This is a genomic window from Salinicola halophyticus, from assembly GCF_003206695.1.
Taxonomy (GTDB): Bacteria; Pseudomonadota; Gammaproteobacteria; order Pseudomonadales; family Halomonadaceae; genus Salinicola; species Salinicola halophyticus.
Genome location: NZ_PZJN01000006.1, coordinates 273,027 through 293,639, shown reverse-complemented (window position 1 = coordinate 293,639; position 20,613 = coordinate 273,027). Strand labels below are relative to the sequence as shown.

Sequence of the window (20,613 nt, the reverse complement as noted above, 5' to 3'; positions counted from 1 at the left end):
ACTTGAGGCAGTAATGCGTTAGCACGACACCCCGACGGGATCCCTCCCTCGGGGTGTTTTTATTGATCTCCGCACTTCACCCCGCCGGGCCGAACGTCTCGAAATCGATCCGATCCGCATCGACACCGCTATCTTCGAGACCGGCGCTGATCTCGGCGAGAAACCGGGCCGGACCGCAAAGCAGATAGCTCGCCTCTGGCCCCGCGCCGAGTTCGAGCAGAGAGTCGGCGGTGACTCGCCCTTCGATGTCGTAATCGACGCCTGCCGTATCGCTCGGGCGCGGGGCGCTGTAGAAGACTCGCCGTGTCACGCTGTCGGATTGGGCCATCAATGCCTCGACCTCGGCTCGGAAGGCGTGCGTCGCGCCGTGGCGCGTGGCGTGGACGAACCAGACCGGACGTTGATCGTTCTCCGCTTCCGCCACCACCGCGTGCAGCATCGCGAGCATTGGCGTGATGCCCACGCCGGCGCTGACCAGTACCAGCGGCCCTCGTCGGGAGGGCAAGACGAATTCGCCCGACGGCGGGCGTGCCGCGATCCGGTCGCCGATCGCGATCCCGTCGTGCAGAAAACGCGAGGCCGTGCCCTTCTCCTCGCGCTTGACACTGATTCGGTACGTCTCGGCGAATGGCGATCCCGAGAGCGAGTAGCTGCGCCCGACCCGTCCCGAGCGGTTCGAAATAGACTGATGCGGTATCTCCAGCTCGACCGCCAGATGCTGGCCGGCTTCGAAGGGCGGAAGCGCGCGACCTTCGGCATCGGCGAGATAGAAGGAGGTGATCTGATCGCTTTCGATCACTTTGCCAACGACCGTCAGCCGCAGCGGGGCTTCGTCTTCGCGCCGCCACCGTAGCGCCAGCGCAGCCGGGCGGTCGACGACCTGTTCGACGGTCACTTCGATCCAGCGCTTGGCGTCAGGGTCGCGGCTCTGATCCTGGCTCTTCTGCGGCGCCCAATCGATGCGGGCCCGGCCGGTAATCTGCAGCATGCCGCCCGTCTCGAAATCGACGAACAGCAGCCCCACCCGGGGATCCTGGATCAGATTGCCGATGGTGTTGAAGAAGTTGTTGCCGGCATAGTCCGGGATTCGCAGCGTCCCGTCTTCGGTGACATGAACGAAACCCGGTTCGCCGCCGCGATGAGAGGCGTCGTAACCTCGAGCGCTACCCTCCCCGCCCTCACGACTCGCGCTCACACCGAAACCGGAACCGATAAAGAAGGTATCTGCCGCAGCGATTCGCGCACGCTGTCCGCTATCGAGTTGCTTTGAGACGGTGGCGTCCGGCGCGGCCGCAGATTCGACGCGCCGCCACTCGCGCTCGCGAATATATTGCGGACAGTTGCCGAAGCTCTGTCGCACCTCGAGGCTCAGATCGTCACCGGCCGCACGAATGATTCCATTGAGCCGGTTGCGTCGACGCGTTGCGAGCTCGATACCCAGCAGACCCACGTCGGCGCCGGCAACGATCGCCGAGGCAAGCGGATCCTGGCCGCCGGGTGCTGCCGCCACGGCCAGCGTGCGGGCGTCGGGTGTTGTGATGAAACCCTCGGCGCCCTCCAGCAGCGTGACCCAGGGGCGCCCCTGCGAATCACCGGCGGCCATGACGACGAAGGGTAACTGGGCGAAAAACGCCCGATGCTGCTCGGGCATGTGATCGCGGATGAAACGACCGGCCGAGCTGGCGATACCGGCCACCCCGGCGCGCCGCTGCGCCTCGATTTCGCCTTCGTGGAACGGCGTCTCCTGGAAAGTCGTCTGTTGGGAAGGCATCGTTTCGTGTGTCATGACCGACCTCCGTTCGAACGTCCTCGACTCAGGCCAGCGCCGGCGAGCGCGCCATGCCGATGAAGCCCGGCAGTACCTCGATACGCGCCAGCCAGGCCCGGACGTGTGGATAGTCGGCGAGACCGACGCCGCCTTCCGGCGCATGGGCGATATAGCTGTAGCCCGCGATGTCGGCCAGCGTCGGCCGGTCGGCCGCCAGCCAGTCGCGGCCGTCGAGGTGGGCGTCCATCACCACGAAAAGTTTATGCGCCTTGGTCTTCGCCGCCTCATGATCGAGCGCGGCACCGAACACAGTGACAAGGCGCGCGGCGCAGGGGCCGGCGGCGATTTCGCCCGCCGCAATCGAGAGCCAGCGCTGCACCTGCGCCTTTTCGAGCGGCTCGGTACCGATCCAGAGGGCAGGATCACCGTAGCGCTCGACCAGATAGGTGATGATGGCGTTGGAATCCGAGAGCGTGATGCCGTTGTCCTCGATCGCCGGCACCTGCCCCAGCGGGCTGATCTTCAGATAGCCGGGCTCGTGATGGGCGCCGTTGGCCATATCGAGATCGACGTTTTCGTAAGGGATCTCCAGCAGCGCGAGCATCAGCTCGACCCGATGGCAGTGGCCCGACCTGGGATTGCGATACAGCTTCACGGGCTGGTCGTTGAGGGCATTGGCGTTAAGGTCAGCGTTCGACATGACGAGCTCCTTCATCGCGATGATGATCGAGTTGATCGAAGTCGTTACTCTAGAACCTCACGAATAGCGGAAGAATAGGGTCATTCTGAAAGAAACTGTTTTATATTCTGAAATTATCATCCCTCTCGAGCCAAGCTTTACATCATGGACCGCCTACAGGCCCTCAACGTTTTCGTCGCCGTTGCCGAAGCCGAGAGCTTCGCCAAAGGAGCCCGCGTCACCGGGCTCAGCGCGCCTTCCGCCACGCGTGCCATCAACACGCTCGAGACCGCGCTCGGTGCGCGGCTTTTCACCCGCTCGACGCGGCGTGTCAGATTGACCGAGGTCGGTCGAACGTATCTCGGGGAAGTGCGGGAAATCCTCGCTCATCTACAAGCCGCCGACGACATCGCCTCTGGCGCGGCCAACACGCCCGTCGGGCAGCTGCGAATCACCTGTCCGCAGGAGTTCGGACGAATCCACGTCGCGCCGCTGCTGACCGAGTTTCTCGATGAATATCCGCGGGTTCGCGCCGACGTGCTGATGGTCGACCGCATCGTCAACCTAGTCGAGGAAGGCTTCGATATCGCCGTGCGTATCGGCCACCTGCCCTCATCCGAGCTCTCCGCCGTCCGGATCGGCCAGGTCCGCCGCGTCATCTGCGGCTCGCCGAGCTACTTCGCCACGCGTGGCCGCCCGCAGACGCCGGGCGATCTCGCTTCCCATCGGGTGGTTGCCAGCGGGTCAACGCCTCCCCTCGACGAGTGGCGACTTGGGCGGGACGGAACGCAGAGCGTCAGGGTGAATCCTCAACTCACGGTCAGCAGCCTGGCCGCGGCCATCGATATCGCCAGGCGAGGTTGGGGCCTGTGTCGCGTACTGTCGTATCAGGTGGGGCCCGACCTCGAATCCGGTACTCTCCAGACCGTGCTGGAAGAGCACGAGCCCGCCCCGCTGCCGGTTCATCTCGTGCACGTGGAGGGGCGCCGCGCCGCGGCAAAAGTCCGCGCCTTCATCGACTTCGCCGCGTCTCGATTGAGGCAGATAGCAGTGTTGCGTTGAGGTGATACCGACTCAGGGCGACCCGAAACGCTGGATAGACGCTGCGCAACCACTCCGCCGTTCCGTGACGTAGCTTGAAATTTGCGGACATCTGCACTCTCCCTCGACGGGGCACCAGCCGGGCCTGGCATGCCGGAACTGGCGCAACCTGACCCCGTTTTTTCTACTCGATGGCCAAGACGATCTTGCCCTGGATATGGCCTTCGGCGGCGCGTTCGTGGGCCTTGCGGGCATCGGCAAGCGAATAGACGCTGTCCACGACGACGCGAATCGTGCCGTCATCGAGCAAGCGTCCGATTTCCAATAGCTGAGCCCCGTTCGAACGAACCTGGGTTGTCGAAACGGTGACGCCCCGCTTCGCGGCTTCCTCGGCACCGTCGAAACCCAGCGGGTAGATCGGGAACAGGGCGCCGCCACGCTTAAGCGTGGACAAAAAACGCCCCGTGGTCGGGCCCCCCAGCGCATCGATGACCAGGTCGATGTCGCGGACGACATCTTCGGGCGGTGTCTTTGTGTAATCGATGAACTCGTCCGCCCCGAGCTCGCGAAGAAGCGATTCATGCTTGCCCGACGCCACGGCGATGACGTGCGCACCCTTCAACTTCGCGATTTGCACCGCAAAGTGCCCAACCCCGCCTGCGGCGCCATTGACGAGGACGGTCCTGCCCTCGAGCGGCACTGGCTGGTGACGGCTCGACTGAAGCGGATTGGGTTCATGGTTGCCCAGCTCGACCATGAACTGCCACGCCGTGAGCAGCGACATCGGCGCCCCGGCGGCATGTGCGTGATCGATACCGGCAGGTTTGAGCGCGACTTGCGATGCCGGCACGCTGACGTACTCGGCGTAGGCCCGGCTCTCCCCGAACATACCCTCAGGGAAGCGAACCATCGAATACACCTCATCGCCGATGGCGAAATCATCGATGTCGTCGGCGACCGCCGCGACGACACCGGATACATCCGTTCCCAGAATGAGGGGGAAATCCAGCTGCGGCTGCCATTCAGGCGGTAGCGATCGATAGCCATCGCGCAGATACCAGTCGGGGGGATTGAGGCCAATCGCGTGAACGCGAACGAGCACTTCGCCCGCTTTCAAGGCTGGCACTGGTGCATCCTCGAAACGCAGGACATCGGGGCCGCCGAACTGGTACTGGCGAATCGCTTTCATCGTTTTATTGGGCATGACTTTTTCCAGAGCCACTAATGGGCTATCGTTAACGGAACAGTGTTCCGAATAATCGGAGCACTATTCCACTTTGTCAAGGCTTACCGATGAGAGTTGATGCCCGGAAAAATTACGACCGTCTGCTTGCGGTTGCTGGCGAGGTCTTCGCCGACCAGGGAGCCGACGCGTCACTACGCGACATCGCGCGCAAGGCCGGCGTCGGGCTGGGCACGCTGTATCGACATTTCCCGACGCGAGAGGCTTTGCTGGAAACGTTGTTGCGCGCCAGCTTCGAGGCGCTGGCAGCGCGGGCTGAAGCACTTCAGCAATCGAGCTCCGCCGACGAAGCCCTCGTCGCGTGGATGCAGGAAACCACCGAGTTCACGTACAGCCAGCGTGGCATCATCGCGTTGATGATGGACGCTATCGAGGATACGGATTCCGCGCTTCATGCCTCGTGCGTCATGCTACGAGCCGCAGGCACGGCGCTTCTCGCCCGGGCGCAAGCCGAGGGCAAGGCCCGGGGCGACCTGGATGGCGCGGATTTGTTCGATCTCATCGCGGCGCTCGCCTGGCTGCGGGAGCAGCCCTCGCACGCGCCCCGTGCGGACCGACTGTTCGATGTCATCGCCGGTGCCGTTCTGAACGATCGCTTCGGCGCCTGACGACACAGTATCGGCGCGCCTTCGAAGCGCTTGTGGCGACCCATCGCAGGTTGCTTTGCGGACTCTCGCTATGCCTTCGGATAGCGAGAGCGCATCGATGCGCCACGTTCGGGGATATCCAGACGGCGTGTGTGGCCGGTACCACCCAGTGGCTATTTCCTGCATCCATCGACAGAAGCCCTCGCGTCGCACCCAGCAATTGCCCTCGGCCATGCTGGTGGCGAGGTGTGGTGCGAGGCGCTCCGTCGTGACGCGAGACCGCCAGCAAGAGCCGGCCATCATCGCCGGAAGCCTGAATCGGTGAAATCAGCGGGTCGTTTATGGTTGGCGCCAAAAGCGTATCGATTGTCCTTTATGGCACACAGGCGCCATTCCAGTTCACCTAGAGTATCGACTTCAGCTCACATTGAGGAAAACAAAATGTCGGCTACGAACATCCATTCCGTTCTAGACGAACTGCTCAACCGCCAGGACCTCCCGCTGGAAGCGGTGATTGACCGCCATTTCAGCCCCGCCTATCGCCAGCGCACCAACGGATGCTGGGACGATCGCGCAGGATTTACCCGCCACGCGCGGAAACTTCGCGAAATCGTCGCATCGGCTCGAATCGAGATGCTGGACGAACTACGGGATGGCAACCGCTACGCCGACCGCCACCGGGTCTACATTGCACGACGCGACGGCACCCACGTCGTGCAGGAGGTCTACCTGTTCGCGGAACTGGATATAGACGGGCGCTTTCTACGAGTCGAGGAAACTACGTTGATGCTGGAGGGTACCGAAGCCGATCGCGATATCGGTAGCGTTCAATGACGCAGACCGTCTGAAACTGCACTTTTTCGCCTATCAGTACATCACCGTTCAGCGCCGAAAAAGCCAGACTTTCCGTGCCGCGCCGCTTGGGCAACTTCGGGGACTTCGCTGACGTCGTCTACCGAGCACTGGCGTCGACGACCAGCGAATTACCGCTCGCCCGCGAGCGCCACCAGTCAGAACGCCGCTGTATCTGGCTCCGCGACCGCAGGGCGCTGCTCGCTCTTCAGCTTTTTCGCGACCGATTCCAGATGATCGGCGCTGATATCCGCCGGCGAATGGGCCCCGATCAGCGTCATGGTCACGCGCATGTCGGCGGCGATCAGCTCGAGCAGATGCGAGACGCCCCGCTCCCCTTCGGCCGCCAGCGCGTAGGCGTAAGCGCGGCCGAGCAGCACCCCTTTCGCGCCCAGCGCCAGCATCCTGACCACATCGAGACCGGAGCGAACGCCGGAATCTGCCAGCACCGTCAGTTCGTCCCCGACCGCCTCGACGATACGTGGCAGCGCCTGGGCGGTGGGGATCGCGCCGTCGAGCTGGCGCCCGCCGTGATTGGAGACGATGATCCCGTCGGCGCCCATGCGTACCGCATCCCGCGCATCTTCCTGGTCCAGCAATCCCTTGATGATCAGGTCTCCCTTCCAGCTGTCCCGAATCCACTCCAGCTCGCTCCAGCTGATGGAGGGGTCGAAGTTCTTGGCCAGAAAGCCCATGTAGTCGTCCATGTTCATCTGGCGGCCGGTGTAGGCTTCGATATTGCCGAACGACAGCGGCTTGCCCTTGAACGCGACATCGAATGCCCATCGGGGATGCATCAACGCCTGAGCTGCCTGGCGAAGTTTGGCGTGAGGTCCGGACATGCCGGAGTGGCGGTCGCGATAGCGCGAGCCCGGCAGCGGCATGTCGACCGTGAACACCAGCGTCTTCATGCCGGCTGCCCAGGCACGCTCCAGCGCGTTCTGCATGAACCCACGATCCTTGAGCACGTAGAGCTGGGACCACAGCTCGCCCTGGGCGCCTTTCGCGACCTCCTCGATCGAGCAGACCGACACCGTCGAGAGCGTGTAAGGAACACCCGCTTTCTCCGCCGCGCGCGCCGCCTGCACTTCCCCGCGACGGGCATACATCCCGGTGGCGCCGACCGGCGCCAACGCCACGGGCATCTTCCAACGGCTACCGAGCACGTCGGTTTCAAGCGTCGGCGTGCCGCCGCCCTGCAGCACCCGCTGGCGTAGCGGAATCGCCTGCAGTGCCTCGACGTTGCCGCGCATGGTGCTTTCGGTCACCGCACCGCCGTCGAGATAGTCGAACAGAAACCGGGGAACACGCCGCTGAGCGGCGCGCCGGTAATCGGAAGGGCCTGAAATGATCATGGATTCGCCTTACGCTCGATTCGGGAGCGATGAAAGAGACGCTCGATTCGGGAGCGGTGAAAAGAAACGCTCGGTTCGCGAGCGATGAAAGAGACGCTCGATTCGGGAGCGGTGAAAAGAAACGCTCGGTTCGCGAGCGATGAAAAAGACGCTCGCCGCAGACGGCGATGAGAAAGAGACCGTTTGAACGTAGCGTATCAACTCCCCTCGCAGAAAAGCGGACGGGAGATCGTGACTTTAGTCGAACATTGTCCGCCGAGGTGCTCCTTCGACGGATACCTGGCGCCTTCGCTGCTGCAAGGGGCAAACATGCGTTGTCCCTTCAACTCGGGCATGCTGGACACATCACGATCCATCGACATCAGACGCAAACCGGACAGGCAAGGAGCGCCCATGACCCAGCAAGCGAACCCCACGCGCCAAGCGCTTTACGAACGCGCTCAGCAGCGTGATATCCCGGGACGCTCTTCCATGAGCAAGGAAGAACTGGCGGCGGCGCTGGAGCGGCACTCATCTGAGGAACCCGCGCCCAAGGAACCGGCCCCCGAAGTCGCGACGCGTTTCGAGACGTTCAAACGTCTGGCAGAAGCCGTGGCCGACGGCGAATTCGTGCTGCGCCCGCGCGTACTGACGGGCTTCGAGCGTCGTCGGCACGTGCGCCAGACGCTGCGCGAAGATCACCAGACCCGCATCGCCAACGGCTCCGAAGAAGCCGGCGTCAAGTTCGCCAAGCTGTCGGATTCGCTGTTCTCGTTCTTTCGCGGCACCGCGTTGCTGTTCTATCGCGACATGGCCGGCGACGATGCCTGGATGCCGACCGTGCTGGCGCTCGGCGACGTTCATCCCGAGAACTTCGGCGTCATGCCCAACGCCAGTAACGTGCCGATTTTCTCGGTCAACGATTTCGACGAGGCCTATTACGCCCCCTTCACCTGGGACATCAAGCGCGGCGCGGTCGGCTTCATGATCGCCGCGGAAACCGAAGGCGAGCTCAAGCACAAGCACCGGATCAAGGTCGTGCGCCACTTCGTGAAGGGTTACATCGACGCGATGCAGCGCCTGGCCCGCGACGGCCACGAGCAGGACGAAGAGATGCGCTTCGACAACGCCCCCAAGCTGATTCGCAAGCTATTCGAGGACGCCGACGAAAATCGCGCCGAGTGGCTGATGGATGACTATCTCGACGAGACACGCAGCGGGTTCCGCCCGACCAAGAAGCTGATACCGATCTCGTCGCGCCGGGACGAATTCCAGGCGATTACCGACCGGCTGATCGAGGAGAACCACATCGACGTGCCGGCACGTGCCCGAGAGCGAGATAAGAATGGTATGCACGTGAAGGACGTGGCGATACGTCTCGACCAGGGCACCGCCTCGCTGGGGCTCAACCGCTACTACGTGCTGATCGAAGGCCCACAACGCGACGGCACGGACGACCTGATCATCGAGTACAAGCAGGCCCGGCGATCCGCCCTTTCCGGCCTGGTACCGCCTTCCGTCTACGAGATGGACACGCTTGCCGAGCGCATCAGCCATGCCCAGGCCGTCCATCTCGTGCGCGGCGATGTCTTCTATGGTCATGCTCGCTTCGACGGGCAGAGCTACATGTCGCGGGAGCGCGCCCCGTTCCGGGACGATATCGACCTCGACGATCTCTCCAAGAGCGAGTGGAAGGAGTACGCCCGTATCTGCGGCGGGGTGCTCGCCCGCGTGCACGCCCTCTCCGATGAGTCCGGCAGGATCGACTACGACGTCGAGCCTGCGATCGTCGACGCCATCGGCCCGGCGGCACTATTCATCGAAGACATGGTGGAATTTGCCACCGAATCCGCCGACCGCGTGCGCCGCGATCACGCGATATTCCGCGAGGATCACGCCCGCGGCGCGTTCGAGCATCTGGACTGGGTGCATCGGTGAGGAGACGGCGATGCGCGGTGGCCCACCGATGTCATCGAACGAGTAAGGATTCCTGAGCAGTTCGATTTGGCGTTGGCACTATCAACCGAGAACCGTCGAGAATTCCTCGGTCGTTCGTGGAGCATTCCATGCCGGTGACAATCAGCTCGGCTAAAATAGAGGCATTCACGTTTCGCTCGATGACACCGGCCGCCAATTGCCGGCGCCAGCTCAACCCAACAGCAGATCGCCCTCGATGGGTATGAACTGGCTCGCGGCATTGATGAGGGAATTGGCGGTGAGCCGAGGTACGCCGTAAACCTCGACGCGCTTGCCATGCACCTCGCGGATTTTCCGCGCCAGCAGGTCGAAGTCGCCGTCGCCGGAAACCAGCACGATGACGTCCGCCAGCGCCGCGAACTCAATGGCATCGAGCGTGATGCCGACGTCCCAGTCGCCCTTGGCGGACCCATCCGCACGCTGGATGAACGGCTTCAGCTTCACTTCGAAGCCGATCGTTCGCAGCGTATTTTGAAAGCCGCGCTGCTTGGCGTCGCCTTTATCGGTGGCGTAGCAGCGGGCGGTCAGCACCTCCCGGCCCGCCGTCGCCTTCGCCCAGAACCGGCGATAGTCGAACTGTTTGGCGTAGGCATCACGCACGGTGTAGTAGACGTTCTGGGTGTCGACGAAGATGGCAACGGTCGTCATGGCAGGGATTCCCGGCAGGCAGTGAGGCGCCGGTCTCGGAAGGCGGGCGTCGGCTTACGTGCATGGTACCGTGCCGGGCGCCTGATGCGATCAGAAGGAAAGGCTGACGTGCAACGCTTCACACCCGGATTGACGAGGGGGGCGATGGTCACTGGCGAACGCACCCCGTCCCATGGGACCTGCGCAGCCAGACACGCGGATATCGATCCGCCAACGCAAGGAGACGACGCCTGATCTTGAGGCTCCGTGGATGGCGCCACCATTCCGCGACGCGCTCGAGCCGTAATGTCGTCAGACGCCGCATGAGCAAGCCGGTTTCATAGACCCGCGCCCCACCGCACCGATCTCAGTCGCCATGCACGTCGATCACGATCTTGCCAAACGGCCTGCGGTCCAGATGATCCAGCGCCTGAGGCAGCTCGGCAAAGGTATAGCGCGCCTCGATGACCGGCTCGAGCCGGGCTTGATCCACCGCCCGCACGAAGCGCTCGAGCGCTCGCCGGCTACCGGTGCCGATACCGTGGATCGTGACGTCCTTGAGCATCAGCGGCATGGCTGGGGAGGCGATATCGAATCCGGCCAACGCCCCGATCTGGCATACGTGCCCACCCACGGCAGCCAGTTGGACGGAGACGCCGAGATTATCGCCACCAACCACGTCGAGCACATGATCCACGCCCTCGTCATCGGTCAGCGCGTATACCGCTTCCATCCAGTCATCGCGGGAACGATCCACCCAATGATCGGCTCCCAGCGCCAACGCCCGTTCACCTTTCTCCGGTTGGGTGGCAACGATCACCTCTGCCCCGCTCATCTTCGCGATGAGCAGACCGAATAGCGCCACGCCACCGGTACCCGGAATCAGCACCCGATCGCCAGCCTTGACGCCGGCTCTCTCAACGAGCGCAAACCAGGCCGTCAGCCCGGCGCAGGGCAAGGTACTGGCCTGGGCATCATCCAGAGTGCGCGGCGCATGAACCAGCCAGGCGGCAGGCATGGTCACGTATTCGCTTAGAACGCCGGGGTAGAATCCGCCCAAAGTACGATAGGCCGGTGTTCGCGCATTACCCGGTCGACGCCCATCGATCCAGTCGGGCGTGAACACGGAGATGACCCGATCTCCCTCGGCAAACCCCTTCACTTGCTCCCCCAGTTCGACAATGGTGCCGGCCATGTCGGAACCGGGCGTGAAGGGATAAACCAGCGACAGCCCCCTGCCACTCTCGATCACCATCTTGTCGCGGTGGTTGAGCGAGACGGCCGCCACCCTGACCAGTACCTCGCCCGCCGCGGGGCGTGGCTTCTCGCAGGTGGCCAGTGTCAGTCTCTCACGACCGATCGCGTCCATCTCCCAACGCCGTATCGTTTTCATCATGTTGGCTCCATCAAGGGGTGCCGACGGTCGTCGTCGACAGCGTGGCGAGACTATCCCACGACGGCGAGCGCACTATAATACGCATCAATCGACACACAGTGATGAATGAGAGGCAGCAATATGAGCGGAAACACGATATGAACGGAAACACGATATGAACGGAAAGGAGATTGCCGAACTCATCGCATTCATGGAGGTTGCCAGATCGCAGAGTTTCCGCCGTGCTGCATCACACCTGGGAATGTCACCATCGGCGGTGAGTCACACCATCCGCTCACTGGAGACGCGGCTGGGCGTCAGAGTCTTGAGTCGCACCACCCGTAGCGTATCGCTTACCCAGGCAGGCGAACGGCTACTGGAGCGTGTGGAGCCGGCGATCAGCGATATCCGGCAGGCCGTGCGTGAATCGGCAGCGTTTCAGACGTCACCGCAAGGCACGATCCGGATCAATTTGCCGCGCATCGCGGCCCAGCTGGTGCTAGTGCCACGACTTCGGGCCTTCCTGGAGCGCTATCCTCGTATCGATGTGGATCTCGTCATCGACGACACGCTGACCGATATCGTCTCGCAAGGCTTCGATGCGGGCATTCGCTCGGGCGAACGCTTGCAACAGGAGATGGTCGCCAGACAATTGACGCCGGCACTGAACATGGCCGTGGTAGGTGCACCAAGCTACTTCGCTCGACACTCGCCACCGGAGGTCCCGGCAGATCTTCACGAGCACGTCTGCATCAACTACCGCTGGAGTGACTCTAACGCCTTGTATGCCTGGACCTTTCAGGAGGGCGATAGACGCTTCGACCTACAGGTTCGCCACGCCTTGACCCTCAATGACACCAGCCTGATCGTCGCGACGGTTCTGGAAGGCACCGGACTCGCCTATCTACCCGGAAATCACCTGCAACCCTATTTCGACAGCGGTGAGCTGGTGCGCGTCCTCTCTTCATGGACGCCGTCGATTCCAGGATTCTACCTCTACTATCCGCACCGCGAGCACATGCCCAGCGCGTTAAGAGCTTTCGTCGATTTCATGACCGAGCCGCAAACCAACGACTCTCACAGCTAAAACAACAATAGCGCAAGCGTGGATTATGGCGGAAATACCGGTGGGAACGTGCTTTTCCAACTTCTCAGAGAATGAATCCTGAAGATCTCCATGCCTGTGACAATCAGCTCGCTCGTTGATAAGCCAGACTTTATCGATGCTTGTGCGGCCTGGACCTAAGGCCGGGTGTCGGTTCGACGCGCACACCCGTAAGCACTCTGGAGCGCTTCAGGCGATCGGCCCGTGATCAGGAAATCCCGCTCACGTTCGTTGCCCACATCAATGACCGACCAATCGGCATGACGAGCCTATTCGAAGACGACTGCGAGCTTCGACCTGATCTCCGGCCTTGGCTCGCCGCCCTCTTCGTTCATCCCGATCACAGTGGCAACGGCGTCGCCGGCTTGCTGATTCGGGCGGTGGAACAGGCGGCGCGACGACTAGGTGAAAAGATGATCTATTTGACGACGAAAGACAGCCACAACCTCTACACCCGACACGGATGGCAGCACACTGGCATCGTTCAGTATCCGCACGACGATCTTTACCTCATGCACAAGCCGCTGATCTGACAATCGGGGCGATCATTCTTCGCGCAATGCTGGGCCACAAGCGATGATCGAAGGCATCGCATCGACACGTTATCCGAGCAACAGATCGAAGTCGCCGTCGCCGAACAGGACGCCGCTATCGAACCGCGAGCTCCTTCCGAACGATCTCCGCGCCAGCACTCAGAGCGCTGAGCTTGCCTTGGGCTACCCGGCGAGACAAGGGCGTCATGCCACAATTGGTACACGGGTAGAGCTTGTCGGCATCGACGAACTTGAGCGCCTTGCGCAGCGTCTCGGCGACCTCTTCCGGGGTTTCGATGGTGTTGGTGGCCACGTCGATCGCCCCGACCATCACCTTCTTGCCGCGGATCAGCTCGATCAGCTCCATTGGCACGTGAGAGTTCTGGCACTCCAGCGAGACGATATCGATGTTCGACGCTTGCAGCTTGGGGAAGATCTCTTCGTACTGGCGCCACTCCGACCCCAAGGTCTTCTTCCAGTCGGTGTTGGCCTTGATACCGTAGCCGTAACAGATATGCACGGCGGTCTCACACTCGACCCCTTCGATGGCTTTTTCCAGCGCGGCGATGCCCCAGTCGTTCACTTCGTCGAAGAAGACGTTGAAGGCGGGCTCATCGAACTGAATGATGTCTACGCCGGCGGCGGCCAGGTCGCGGGCTTCCTGGTTGAGAATCCTGGCGAACTCCCAGGCCAGCTTTTCGCGGCTCTTGTAGTGGCCGTCATAGAGCGTATCGACCATGGTCATCGGGCCGGGCAGCGCCCACTTGATCGGTTGGTCGGTCTGCTGGCGCAGGAATTTGGCATCCTCCACGAAAACCGGCTTCTCCCGCGCCACGGGGCCGACCACCGACGGCACGCTGGCGTCGTATCGGTCACGGATCTTGACGATCTCGCGCTGCTCGAAATCGACGCCGCTCAAGTGCTCGATGAAAGTGGTGACGAAGTGCTGACGCGTCTGTTCGCCGTCGCTGACGATATCGATCCCGGCCCGCCGCTGATCGTGCAGGCAGACCCGAAGCGCATCCTGTTTGCCCTCGGCCAGCTCCTCGTCCTGCAGTTTCCACGGCGACCAGAGCGTCTCGGGCTGGGCCAGCCAGGCGGGTTTGGGCAGGCTACCGGCCGTCGACGTGGGCAACAAAGTCTTCATACAAAAATGACCTTAATAACGGGTTGATCAAAGAATGTCGTTGTAACGGGTTGACCAAAAAGAGTCGTTGGAACGAGTCGATCAAAGGGAGTAGTTGGCCGACCACTGCTCGAGTACATGGCGGTAGGGCTTGATGAAGTGCCGCTCGGTGAACTTGCCCTGCTCGACGGCCAGCTGGCCGCGCTCTTCGCGGTCGTAGACGATACGCGTCAGCGAGTAGTCCTGATGCTTCAGGCTGGGCTGGTAGATCTTGCCTGCCAACGAATTGGCGTTGTAGATCTCGGGGCGATAGATCTTCTGGAACGTTTCCATGGTGCTGATGGCGCTGATCAGCTCGAGATCGGTGTAATCGGCCAGCAGATCGCCGGAGAAATAGAACGCCAGCGGCGCGACGGCATGCGGCGGCATGAAGTAGCGCACCTGCAGGCCCATCTTGCCGAAGTAGAAGTCCGTCAGCGAGGACTCGTCGTTTTCGTACTCCACGCCTAACACCGGGTGGCGATTGTCGGTCTGGCTATAGACCTTGCTGCTGGAGACACTGAGGCAGATGACCGGCGCCTTGCTGAAGGAAGCCTGGTAAGCGTCGGACTCGACAAACCGCTTGAACAGCTTGCCGTGCAGATCACCGAACCCTTCGGGGATACCGAACTCAGCTCGATCCTGGTTGTGCTCCGACAGCCACACGCTGAAGTCGTAGTCGCGCACGTAGGAGGAGAAGTTGTTCCCTACCATGCCCGGAATACGCTTGCCGGTGTGCTTATCGATGATCGTCGTCTTGAGCATCTCGATCGCCGGGAAGGTGTCGTCCTCATCCTCAGCCCCCACGCTCAGCTCGCCGGTGATGATGTCCAGCTCGACGGCGTAGCGATCCGCCTTGGGGTTGTCCCAATGCGCCAGCGCGTTGAAACGATTGTCGATCATGGTCAGGGTATTGCGCAGGTTTTCCTCGCGACGCTCTCCTCTTGCCAGGTTGGCGAAGTTGGTGGTCGTGCGCGTGTTCTCGGCCGGACGGTAATGCTCGTCGAACCGCACGCTCTTGATATCGAATGTGAAATCGTGACTCATCGCGAACAGGCACCCTGGTAATAGAGAGGCGCTGGCACCGTCAGAAGGCCCAGCGCCCATCAATGCAATATCTGGCGTATCGACCGACAGGCTCATGGCGGCTGTCAGCGAAGCGGATGCACTCTTTATGCCAGAGAGGCTGGATGCATGAAAAGCGATATGATTTCAGGCCAAGATGAATCAGGCTCATGATGCGGCATGAAGCGAGTGTTGGTGTGGTTTCAGTATCAAGGACGGCTCCGCATCGAGCGTGATACCGAAGTCCCAACCGCCTTGGCGGAGCCGCTTCAGCGAATTCGCCTCGAAGCGCTGCTGGTGTAGCATCCAGCCCTGGTTGAGATGTTCTCGGAGAACTCGCGTCGCCCATTAGTGGATACGAACCGCATATCGAGAATTGGCGCGTTATCCGATGGAGATGATGGTACCGAGATTGTAGTGCTGGACTTTACGGCGCACCGCACGGCGACCTTCCTGTCGAACGACTAAGAACCCCTTAATAGTCGCCTCTTCAGCCAACTCCTCGTGGTGGAAGACGTTTTTGAACCTTCCGGGGCCAACTGTGCGACCCAGTGCGCCGGCGATTTTGGATTGGCTACGACGACGAGACCGTTGTCTTCACTAACGGCTATCGTGCCATCGCCCTGCAACCAGCCGACACAGCCCGCGCGGTCCGACAGCTCATCGAAGCGCAAGTGCCCATGAGGGCGGCAAGTGTGTTGAAGCTCATTAATCAACGTTCTCTTAAAGTGCATGCAGGCTCTTAAAGGCGCTCGTCGTCACACTTCTTTAGCGATCAAAAGAGAAATTCTGATTTTTAGCGTCTGATATCTCCTTACCTATTTAGTAATGGGCTGGTAATAACACACTTGCCGGGTCGTTACTAACGGTCGTCTCTAGTGAGCCGTACGCGAGGAAAGTTACTGCTGAAGTGAACTTTAAGGATATTTTGGGGCATCGAAGATCTACGTTTACTCAGGGGGGCGTCTATGCTAAAAGCGGACTGCCGCATGTGCGCTAAGATCAGCATGCGCTTAACCAAATCAAGCTAAAATTAACAGTGTAGCATGACAAGCGCGTTACATATAGATATATACATCTATTACCTCTGACCCAAAAAGAAGGGTATTGATATTTCGTACGATTTATGCCAACTTCCTGAAAACAACTTTTATGGCTACAATCGCATGGCACTGGAAGAATTTTTAGAAGAGCTTAGGTGCGTAGATAATGAGACTGCGTTGAGAGACTTCGCCATACGCAAAATTTTGCACGGCACGCCTTACCTGTTTTATGAAAGAGAAGAGGAACTCTATAACTTCAAAGAGAGAATATGTCAAAAATTTACAATTCATCACACTGAAATTCTTTTAGTCGGATCTGCCAAACTGGGATTTAGCCCCATTAAAAAAACACATTTCTCTTTAGACTCAGACGTTGATATAGCTATAGTATCAGAAGAGTTATGGGAAAAGGTTTTTCAAATGGGAATGGAGTTAGAGTATGCTAGAAAAAACGCTCAAATCACTTTCCATAACGAACAACTGAAAAAGTACCACCGGTTTTTGAAGTTTATGGCTATAGGTTGGGTTAGACCGGACTTAATACCACAACATCTTCAAATGTCCTCATTCAAAAATGATTGGTTCGAGTTTTTTAACTCTATATCTTATGGCAGGTCGGAAGCCGGAGACTATAAAGTAAATGCTGGAATTTTCAGAAACCACATGTACTTAGAAAAGTATTCAACAAACTCCGTAAAGTATATGCAACAAAACATCACCTTACCGGAAAATGCCTAAATGAGCAAACAAATCCGACCTTCCGTGACGAACCCCACCATTGCAACGCTCTACAACGAGATCGATGCCGGTCTTCTGAAGTTGGCACCGGATTTTCAAAGAAGATTTGTTTGGACACAACCGCACCAAGAAGAGTTTCTGGACACAATTCTTAAGGGATTTCCCTTCCCTGAAATATATGTATCAAGTGGCAGCATTGACATTGAAGCCATGAAGACGGTTAGGCATGTGATTGATGGTCAACAGCGCCTAACGACCATCCGAAACTACATTTCCAATTTTTTTCAAAAGCCACTTTCGAAAATAAAAGCTTATTCCGAGCTTTCTGATGATGAGAAATCCGATTTTTTATCTTACGAAATTGTCGTTAGGGATTTGGGCAAGATCGACGACGACACTGTTAAAGAAGTATTCCGAAGGATCAACCTGACTAAATTTAAGCTTGATAGCATCGAAATACATAATGCGGTATATGATGGCGCATTAATTTCAACAGCCAAGGAAATTATAGACCATACTGAGCTTTCAATCTTCGGAGTTTTTCGCGAGAATGAATTCTCAAGAATGGCTGACTTGCATTTTATATTATTAGTTATCGCAACGTTAGAAACAGGGGGGTATTTTTCACAAGATGCGGAAGTAGAACCAATGATAGAGAAATTCAACGAAGAGTACAAAAATGGCGAAGCGGTCAAAAAATCGCTAGTAGAGACGCTTGAGTACATAAAATCACTTGATCTTCCAAAAGATTCCATGTGGTTCAGAAAATCCAACTTCTTTACTTTAGTGGTGGAAATATCATTAAACGGAAAATACCTCAAAAACAATTTCAGAAAAAGACTTGACGAACTTGAGGAAAAAGTAATGTCAAACAAAAACAATTCGGGAAATGAGTTCGGAGAATACTATTCTTATATGTACCAAGGAACAAATAATAGAAAAGCCAGAGTTACAAGAGCCAGGCTTTTCAGAAAGATGTGCACAGACTTAGATGCTTAAACGAGGGCGTCAGCTAGAGTAAAAATATTATACCAGTCAGGTCCTCTAGCGCTAGGAATGCTATGTAAGACCTAGAGTTTTTTACTTTCAGCTTCAAAACTTTAACTTCAAAACCCGCCTCCGGCGGGTTTCATAAAAACTCTTAATCTTGTGACTTACTTCCACTCGGTCGTCACCGGCGGCTTTCTGCTCACGTCGTACGTCACACGCGACGCACCGCTGATCTCGTTGATGATGCGTCCAGAGACTTTCTTTAGCAGCTCATACGGTAGATGCGCCCAACGGGCGGTCATGAAATCTACGATTTCGACGGCGCGAATGGCGATGACCCCTTCGTCGCGGCGGTCGCCGCCGGCCACGCCGACGGATCTCATCGGCATAAACACGGCGAGACATGGCAGGTCGTACGGTACCAGTCGGCGTACTCCTTTTTTACTTCGCCGAGAATGCGAGCGACCGGGTTCGGGCCCCAGAAAGGGCTAGCGTTAAACCATGTCATAGAGCAGGCCGAACTTAACACCTAGCCTACCGGCCTAGACTCACCGCCCCAATACAAGCAGCGGCCCCCCGCGGAGAAAGTGGCACACAAACGGTTTCCGCTGGGAGAGCATCGCGACGGCAGCTCTGGAAGAGTGCGATAATCAACATGCATGCGTTACAGAAAGGTTACCGGCTGTTCGGTGCCGCAATACTTTATATCACGTTCATAGCTGAAACGTTCGGAACACCCTTAATTTTTCTAAATGTGGCGACTGGATGATCAATTTCAATCGCCTTGTCCCCTTACATCATTCATGGGAGTTGAAAATTTTACGTTTGAAAAGACACTCAGGAGTAATATATTTCAGAATGGCAACCTATACCGTTGCGGCGCAGCACTCGTGAAAAGGCTTTCGCATATGCCATTGCACTCTCGGCCGACTGTCCGATGCGTTCAGCAGAAATTACGTGGCCGGATTTGTAGTGGCGGTAGCCATGTCCATTCTTTTTGAGCCAGCGCGCGAACGACTTTCGTCCATCTTCAAGAACGATAGTGGCGCCGCCACAATCCCCCTCCATATAGACCTGATTTTCTACAACAAGTGGCTTGGGTACACACGCCTTCATAGCCTCCAAACCGGCAGCATGCGCAAGGCCGTACAGCTCTTGCCAGCATGCGTCACCTTTCAGGCGATCGTAGACCAGCGGCGGCGGACTAGCCTTCTCTTCAAGCTCAGTATTCTTCTTGCCAGGGTAGGCGGTAACAAATGAGGCACGCTCACCGGGGCGCACAATCCAGCCTGTTTCGATAGTCGCAGTATCCTCATTCTTTCCAATAATTGGCAGGCTCGCCGTAAAGCGTACACCATAAGCATCAATTCGCACATCTTCATACGTGGCATGACCAAGACCGTCCACAAGCTGGCTATGGAGATAGGCCCAGTCAGATTTGGTGATCCCAAGGTGATCTTCAAAGAATTTCGCCTTGCCCCGGTTGCCCTCATGGTCAGGATTGAGAAGATAGTCTGCAATCTTACAGGCCTGCACATTGACCTCTTCCAGTGCATCGGGGAGCTGAGAAAGGTTCCACTCGAACTCCCGACCAAGATCGCGTAGTGACCTGCTAAAACTTAAGTCGTGCATGACCTTCTGATGAACATCGAGCGACATCCGTCGCTCCATCCTCATTTTGCTGACTAGGCCACGGGCACTAAGAGCTGCAGGAAGAACGAGCGGTGGCGCGGCATTATTGAACTGATCGTAGGGAACGATACCCAGCCCAGAGGGAGAAAATTCCTCAGCACCAATGAAGTCGGCATCAACCGTTCCAGGATAACCGCCTTCCACATATACGCGGCCACTACGAAGAAATGCATCTTTGAACATCACCTCAATAAATAGATAGCGGTGAAGCGGATTGCCTATATCAGGCGAAATAGCGCCAATATAGAGTGGATGGGAGCGCAGCTCCTGGTCCATCCGTGCGGCGATATCCGGCGCAAGCGCTGGCACGAACGTGGCGTCGAGTGAACGGCGACCGACTTTGTCCCAAAAGCTCTTCCGGTCTACCGTATGCCAACGCTCAAGGCTCGACTCAACAAAATCTCCAACGAGGGTGGCATAAAGACCCTGGTCAGCATGCTCGATTCGGCTGGTCTGGGAGGTCGTGAGGCTATCAGATTTTTGGAGCTTGGCAGGCTTAGCTTCGATCGCTGCGACTTTATAGGAGAGCTGCGCCAGCAGCACACCGCCACGATAGACCCGTGTCTCCACCGTATCGTCCGGATCGGCAACTTTCAGCGCACGAAGGAATGCCTCGTCCAGCCACTCCTCTGCCTCTTCAGAACTAAGAGGAGCGACGAACAGAAAAGCAACGGGTACGACCTCTAATGAATCTGCAGCCATGCTGTGCCACCGATGTAGTCCAAGGTTTTATCCGCGCCGTCGATGCAAGTTTAATCCGTGTCAACCAAAACTGTAACAAACCGCAAAAAAAGGCCTA

17 protein-coding genes and 1 pseudogene are annotated in these 20,613 nt (G+C 58.5%); 8 read left to right on the top strand and 10 right to left on the bottom strand.

Annotated features, from left to right (window positions below; all coding sequences use genetic code 11):
• Positions 1–76 precede the first annotated feature (76 nt).
• Positions 77–1,786: a pyridoxamine 5'-phosphate oxidase family protein gene (locus tag DOM58_RS09165; RefSeq protein WP_223162151.1), complete on the bottom strand. Its 1,710-nt coding sequence runs from the start codon at positions 1,784–1,786 to the stop codon at positions 77–79.
• A gap of 28 nt (positions 1,787–1,814) precedes the next feature.
• Positions 1,815–2,468: a glutathione S-transferase family protein gene (locus DOM58_RS09160; RefSeq protein WP_110692583.1), complete on the bottom strand. Its 654-nt coding sequence runs from the start codon at positions 2,466–2,468 to the stop codon at positions 1,815–1,817.
• Positions 2,469–2,612: 144 nt separating this feature from the next.
• Between DOM58_RS09160 and DOM58_RS09155 the strand changes: the two genes are divergently transcribed.
• On the top strand, positions 2,613–3,509 hold the full coding sequence (locus DOM58_RS09155) for a LysR family transcriptional regulator (RefSeq protein WP_110692582.1): 897 nt from the start codon (positions 2,613–2,615) through the stop codon (positions 3,507–3,509).
• Positions 3,510–3,672: 163 nt separating this feature from the next.
• Here DOM58_RS09155 and DOM58_RS09150 read toward each other — a convergent pair whose 3' ends face one another.
• Positions 3,673–4,692: an NADP-dependent oxidoreductase gene (locus DOM58_RS09150; RefSeq protein WP_110692581.1), complete on the bottom strand. Its 1,020-nt coding sequence runs from the start codon at positions 4,690–4,692 to the stop codon at positions 3,673–3,675.
• Between the two features lie 89 nt (positions 4,693–4,781).
• Between DOM58_RS09150 and DOM58_RS09145 the strand changes: the two genes are divergently transcribed.
• Positions 4,782–5,339, top strand: coding sequence for a TetR/AcrR family transcriptional regulator (locus DOM58_RS09145; RefSeq protein ID WP_110692580.1), 558 nt, complete (start codon positions 4,782–4,784; stop codon positions 5,337–5,339).
• A gap of 420 nt (positions 5,340–5,759) precedes the next feature.
• Positions 5,760–6,152, top strand: coding sequence for a nuclear transport factor 2 family protein (locus DOM58_RS09135; RefSeq protein WP_110692579.1), 393 nt, complete (start codon positions 5,760–5,762; stop codon positions 6,150–6,152).
• A gap of 176 nt (positions 6,153–6,328) precedes the next feature.
• Here the strand turns inward: DOM58_RS09135 and lldD are convergent, their stop codons facing one another.
• Positions 6,329–7,525 carry an FMN-dependent L-lactate dehydrogenase LldD gene (gene lldD, locus DOM58_RS09130; protein ID WP_110692578.1) on the bottom strand — a complete coding sequence of 399 codons (1,197 nt, stop codon included), beginning with the start codon at positions 7,523–7,525 and terminating at the stop codon, positions 6,329–6,331.
• 393 nt (positions 7,526–7,918) lie between these two features.
• On the opposite strand from lldD, the gene DOM58_RS09125 reads away from it, so the two are divergent.
• A complete protein-coding gene (locus tag DOM58_RS09125) occupies positions 7,919–9,442 on the top strand; it encodes a DUF2252 domain-containing protein (protein WP_110692577.1) in 1,524 nt (507 codons plus the stop codon).
• A 210-nt stretch (positions 9,443–9,652) separates the two neighbouring features.
• On the opposite strand, the gene DOM58_RS09120 is transcribed toward DOM58_RS09125, so the two are convergent.
• Both DOM58_RS09120 and DOM58_RS09115 read right to left on the bottom strand, forming a co-directional pair.
• Positions 9,653–10,129, bottom strand: coding sequence for an NYN domain-containing protein (locus DOM58_RS09120; RefSeq protein WP_110692576.1), 477 nt, complete (start codon positions 10,127–10,129; stop codon positions 9,653–9,655).
• A 346-nt stretch (positions 10,130–10,475) separates the two neighbouring features.
• Complete coding sequence (locus tag DOM58_RS09115) at positions 10,476–11,504, bottom strand: zinc-dependent alcohol dehydrogenase family protein (RefSeq protein WP_245392207.1); 1,029 nt, start codon at positions 11,502–11,504, stop codon at positions 10,476–10,478.
• A 154-nt stretch (positions 11,505–11,658) separates the two neighbouring features.
• Between DOM58_RS09115 and DOM58_RS09110 the strand changes: the two genes are divergently transcribed.
• Both DOM58_RS09110 and DOM58_RS09105 read left to right on the top strand, forming a co-directional pair.
• Positions 11,659–12,570, top strand: a complete 912-nt coding sequence (locus DOM58_RS09110) for a LysR family transcriptional regulator (protein WP_110692574.1) — start codon at positions 11,659–11,661, stop codon at positions 12,568–12,570.
• Between the two features lie 140 nt (positions 12,571–12,710).
• Positions 12,711–13,121, top strand: coding sequence for a GNAT family N-acetyltransferase (locus DOM58_RS09105; protein WP_110692573.1), 411 nt, complete (start codon positions 12,711–12,713; stop codon positions 13,119–13,121).
• A gap of 115 nt (positions 13,122–13,236) precedes the next feature.
• Here DOM58_RS09105 and DOM58_RS09100 read toward each other — a convergent pair whose 3' ends face one another.
• Positions 13,237–14,268, bottom strand: coding sequence for a methionine synthase (locus DOM58_RS09100; protein WP_110692572.1), 1,032 nt, complete (start codon positions 14,266–14,268; stop codon positions 13,237–13,239).
• Positions 14,269–14,349: 81 nt separating this feature from the next.
• A complete protein-coding gene (locus DOM58_RS09095) occupies positions 14,350–15,333 on the bottom strand; it encodes a DUF1852 domain-containing protein (protein WP_110692571.1) in 984 nt (327 codons plus the stop codon).
• Between the two features lie 1,184 nt (positions 15,334–16,517).
• On the opposite strand from DOM58_RS09095, the gene DOM58_RS09085 reads away from it, so the two are divergent.
• Complete coding sequence (locus DOM58_RS09085) at positions 16,518–17,132, top strand: hypothetical protein (RefSeq protein WP_110692570.1); 615 nt, start codon at positions 16,518–16,520, stop codon at positions 17,130–17,132.
• A complete protein-coding gene (locus DOM58_RS09080) occupies positions 17,133–18,131 on the top strand; it encodes a DUF262 domain-containing protein (protein ID WP_110692569.1) in 999 nt (332 codons plus the stop codon).
• A gap of 155 nt (positions 18,132–18,286) precedes the next feature.
• Here DOM58_RS09080 and DOM58_RS09075 read toward each other — a convergent pair.
• Both DOM58_RS09075 and DOM58_RS09070 read right to left on the bottom strand, forming a co-directional pair.
• Positions 18,287–18,658: pseudogene (locus DOM58_RS09075) on the bottom strand (GMP synthase (glutamine-hydrolyzing)); the annotation flags it as partial.
• Positions 18,659–18,959: 301 nt separating this feature from the next.
• Positions 18,960–20,516 (bottom strand): DUF6883 domain-containing protein, encoded by a 1,557-nt coding sequence (locus DOM58_RS09070; RefSeq protein WP_110692568.1) that lies wholly within the window; start codon positions 20,514–20,516, stop codon positions 18,960–18,962.
• Between the last annotated feature and the right edge of the window lie 97 nt (positions 20,517–20,613).

Bases quoted from the DNA above. Each gene is read 5' to 3' on its own strand.
- DOM58_RS09165 (WP_223162151.1), bottom strand. From the start codon at position 1,786: ATGACACACGAAACGATGCCTTCCCAACAGACGACTTTCCAGGAGACG.
- DOM58_RS09160 (WP_110692583.1), bottom strand. From the start codon at position 2,468: ATGTCGAACGCTGACCTTAACGCCAATGCCCTCAACGACCAGCCCGTG.
- DOM58_RS09155 (WP_110692582.1), top strand. From the start codon at position 2,613: ATGGACCGCCTACAGGCCCTCAACGTTTTCGTCGCCGTTGCCGAAGCC.
- DOM58_RS09150 (WP_110692581.1), bottom strand. From the start codon at position 4,692: ATGCCCAATAAAACGATGAAAGCGATTCGCCAGTACCAGTTCGGCGGC.
- DOM58_RS09145 (WP_110692580.1), top strand. From the start codon at position 4,782: ATGAGAGTTGATGCCCGGAAAAATTACGACCGTCTGCTTGCGGTTGCT.
- DOM58_RS09135 (WP_110692579.1), top strand. From the start codon at position 5,760: ATGTCGGCTACGAACATCCATTCCGTTCTAGACGAACTGCTCAACCGC.
- lldD (WP_110692578.1), bottom strand. From the start codon at position 7,525: ATGATCATTTCAGGCCCTTCCGATTACCGGCGCGCCGCTCAGCGGCGT.
- DOM58_RS09125 (WP_110692577.1), top strand. From the start codon at position 7,919: ATGACCCAGCAAGCGAACCCCACGCGCCAAGCGCTTTACGAACGCGCT.
- DOM58_RS09120 (WP_110692576.1), bottom strand. From the start codon at position 10,129: ATGACGACCGTTGCCATCTTCGTCGACACCCAGAACGTCTACTACACC.
- DOM58_RS09115 (WP_245392207.1), bottom strand. From the start codon at position 11,504: ATGATGAAAACGATACGGCGTTGGGAGATGGACGCGATCGGTCGTGAG.
- DOM58_RS09110 (WP_110692574.1), top strand. From the start codon at position 11,659: ATGAACGGAAAGGAGATTGCCGAACTCATCGCATTCATGGAGGTTGCC.
- DOM58_RS09100 (WP_110692572.1), bottom strand. From the start codon at position 14,268: ATGAAGACTTTGTTGCCCACGTCGACGGCCGGTAGCCTGCCCAAACCC.
- DOM58_RS09095 (WP_110692571.1), bottom strand. From the start codon at position 15,333: ATGAGTCACGATTTCACATTCGATATCAAGAGCGTGCGGTTCGACGAG.
- DOM58_RS09085 (WP_110692570.1), top strand. From the start codon at position 16,518: ATGGCACTGGAAGAATTTTTAGAAGAGCTTAGGTGCGTAGATAATGAG.
- DOM58_RS09080 (WP_110692569.1), top strand. From the start codon at position 17,133: ATGAGCAAACAAATCCGACCTTCCGTGACGAACCCCACCATTGCAACG.
- DOM58_RS09070 (WP_110692568.1), bottom strand. From the start codon at position 20,516: ATGGCTGCAGATTCATTAGAGGTCGTACCCGTTGCTTTTCTGTTCGTC.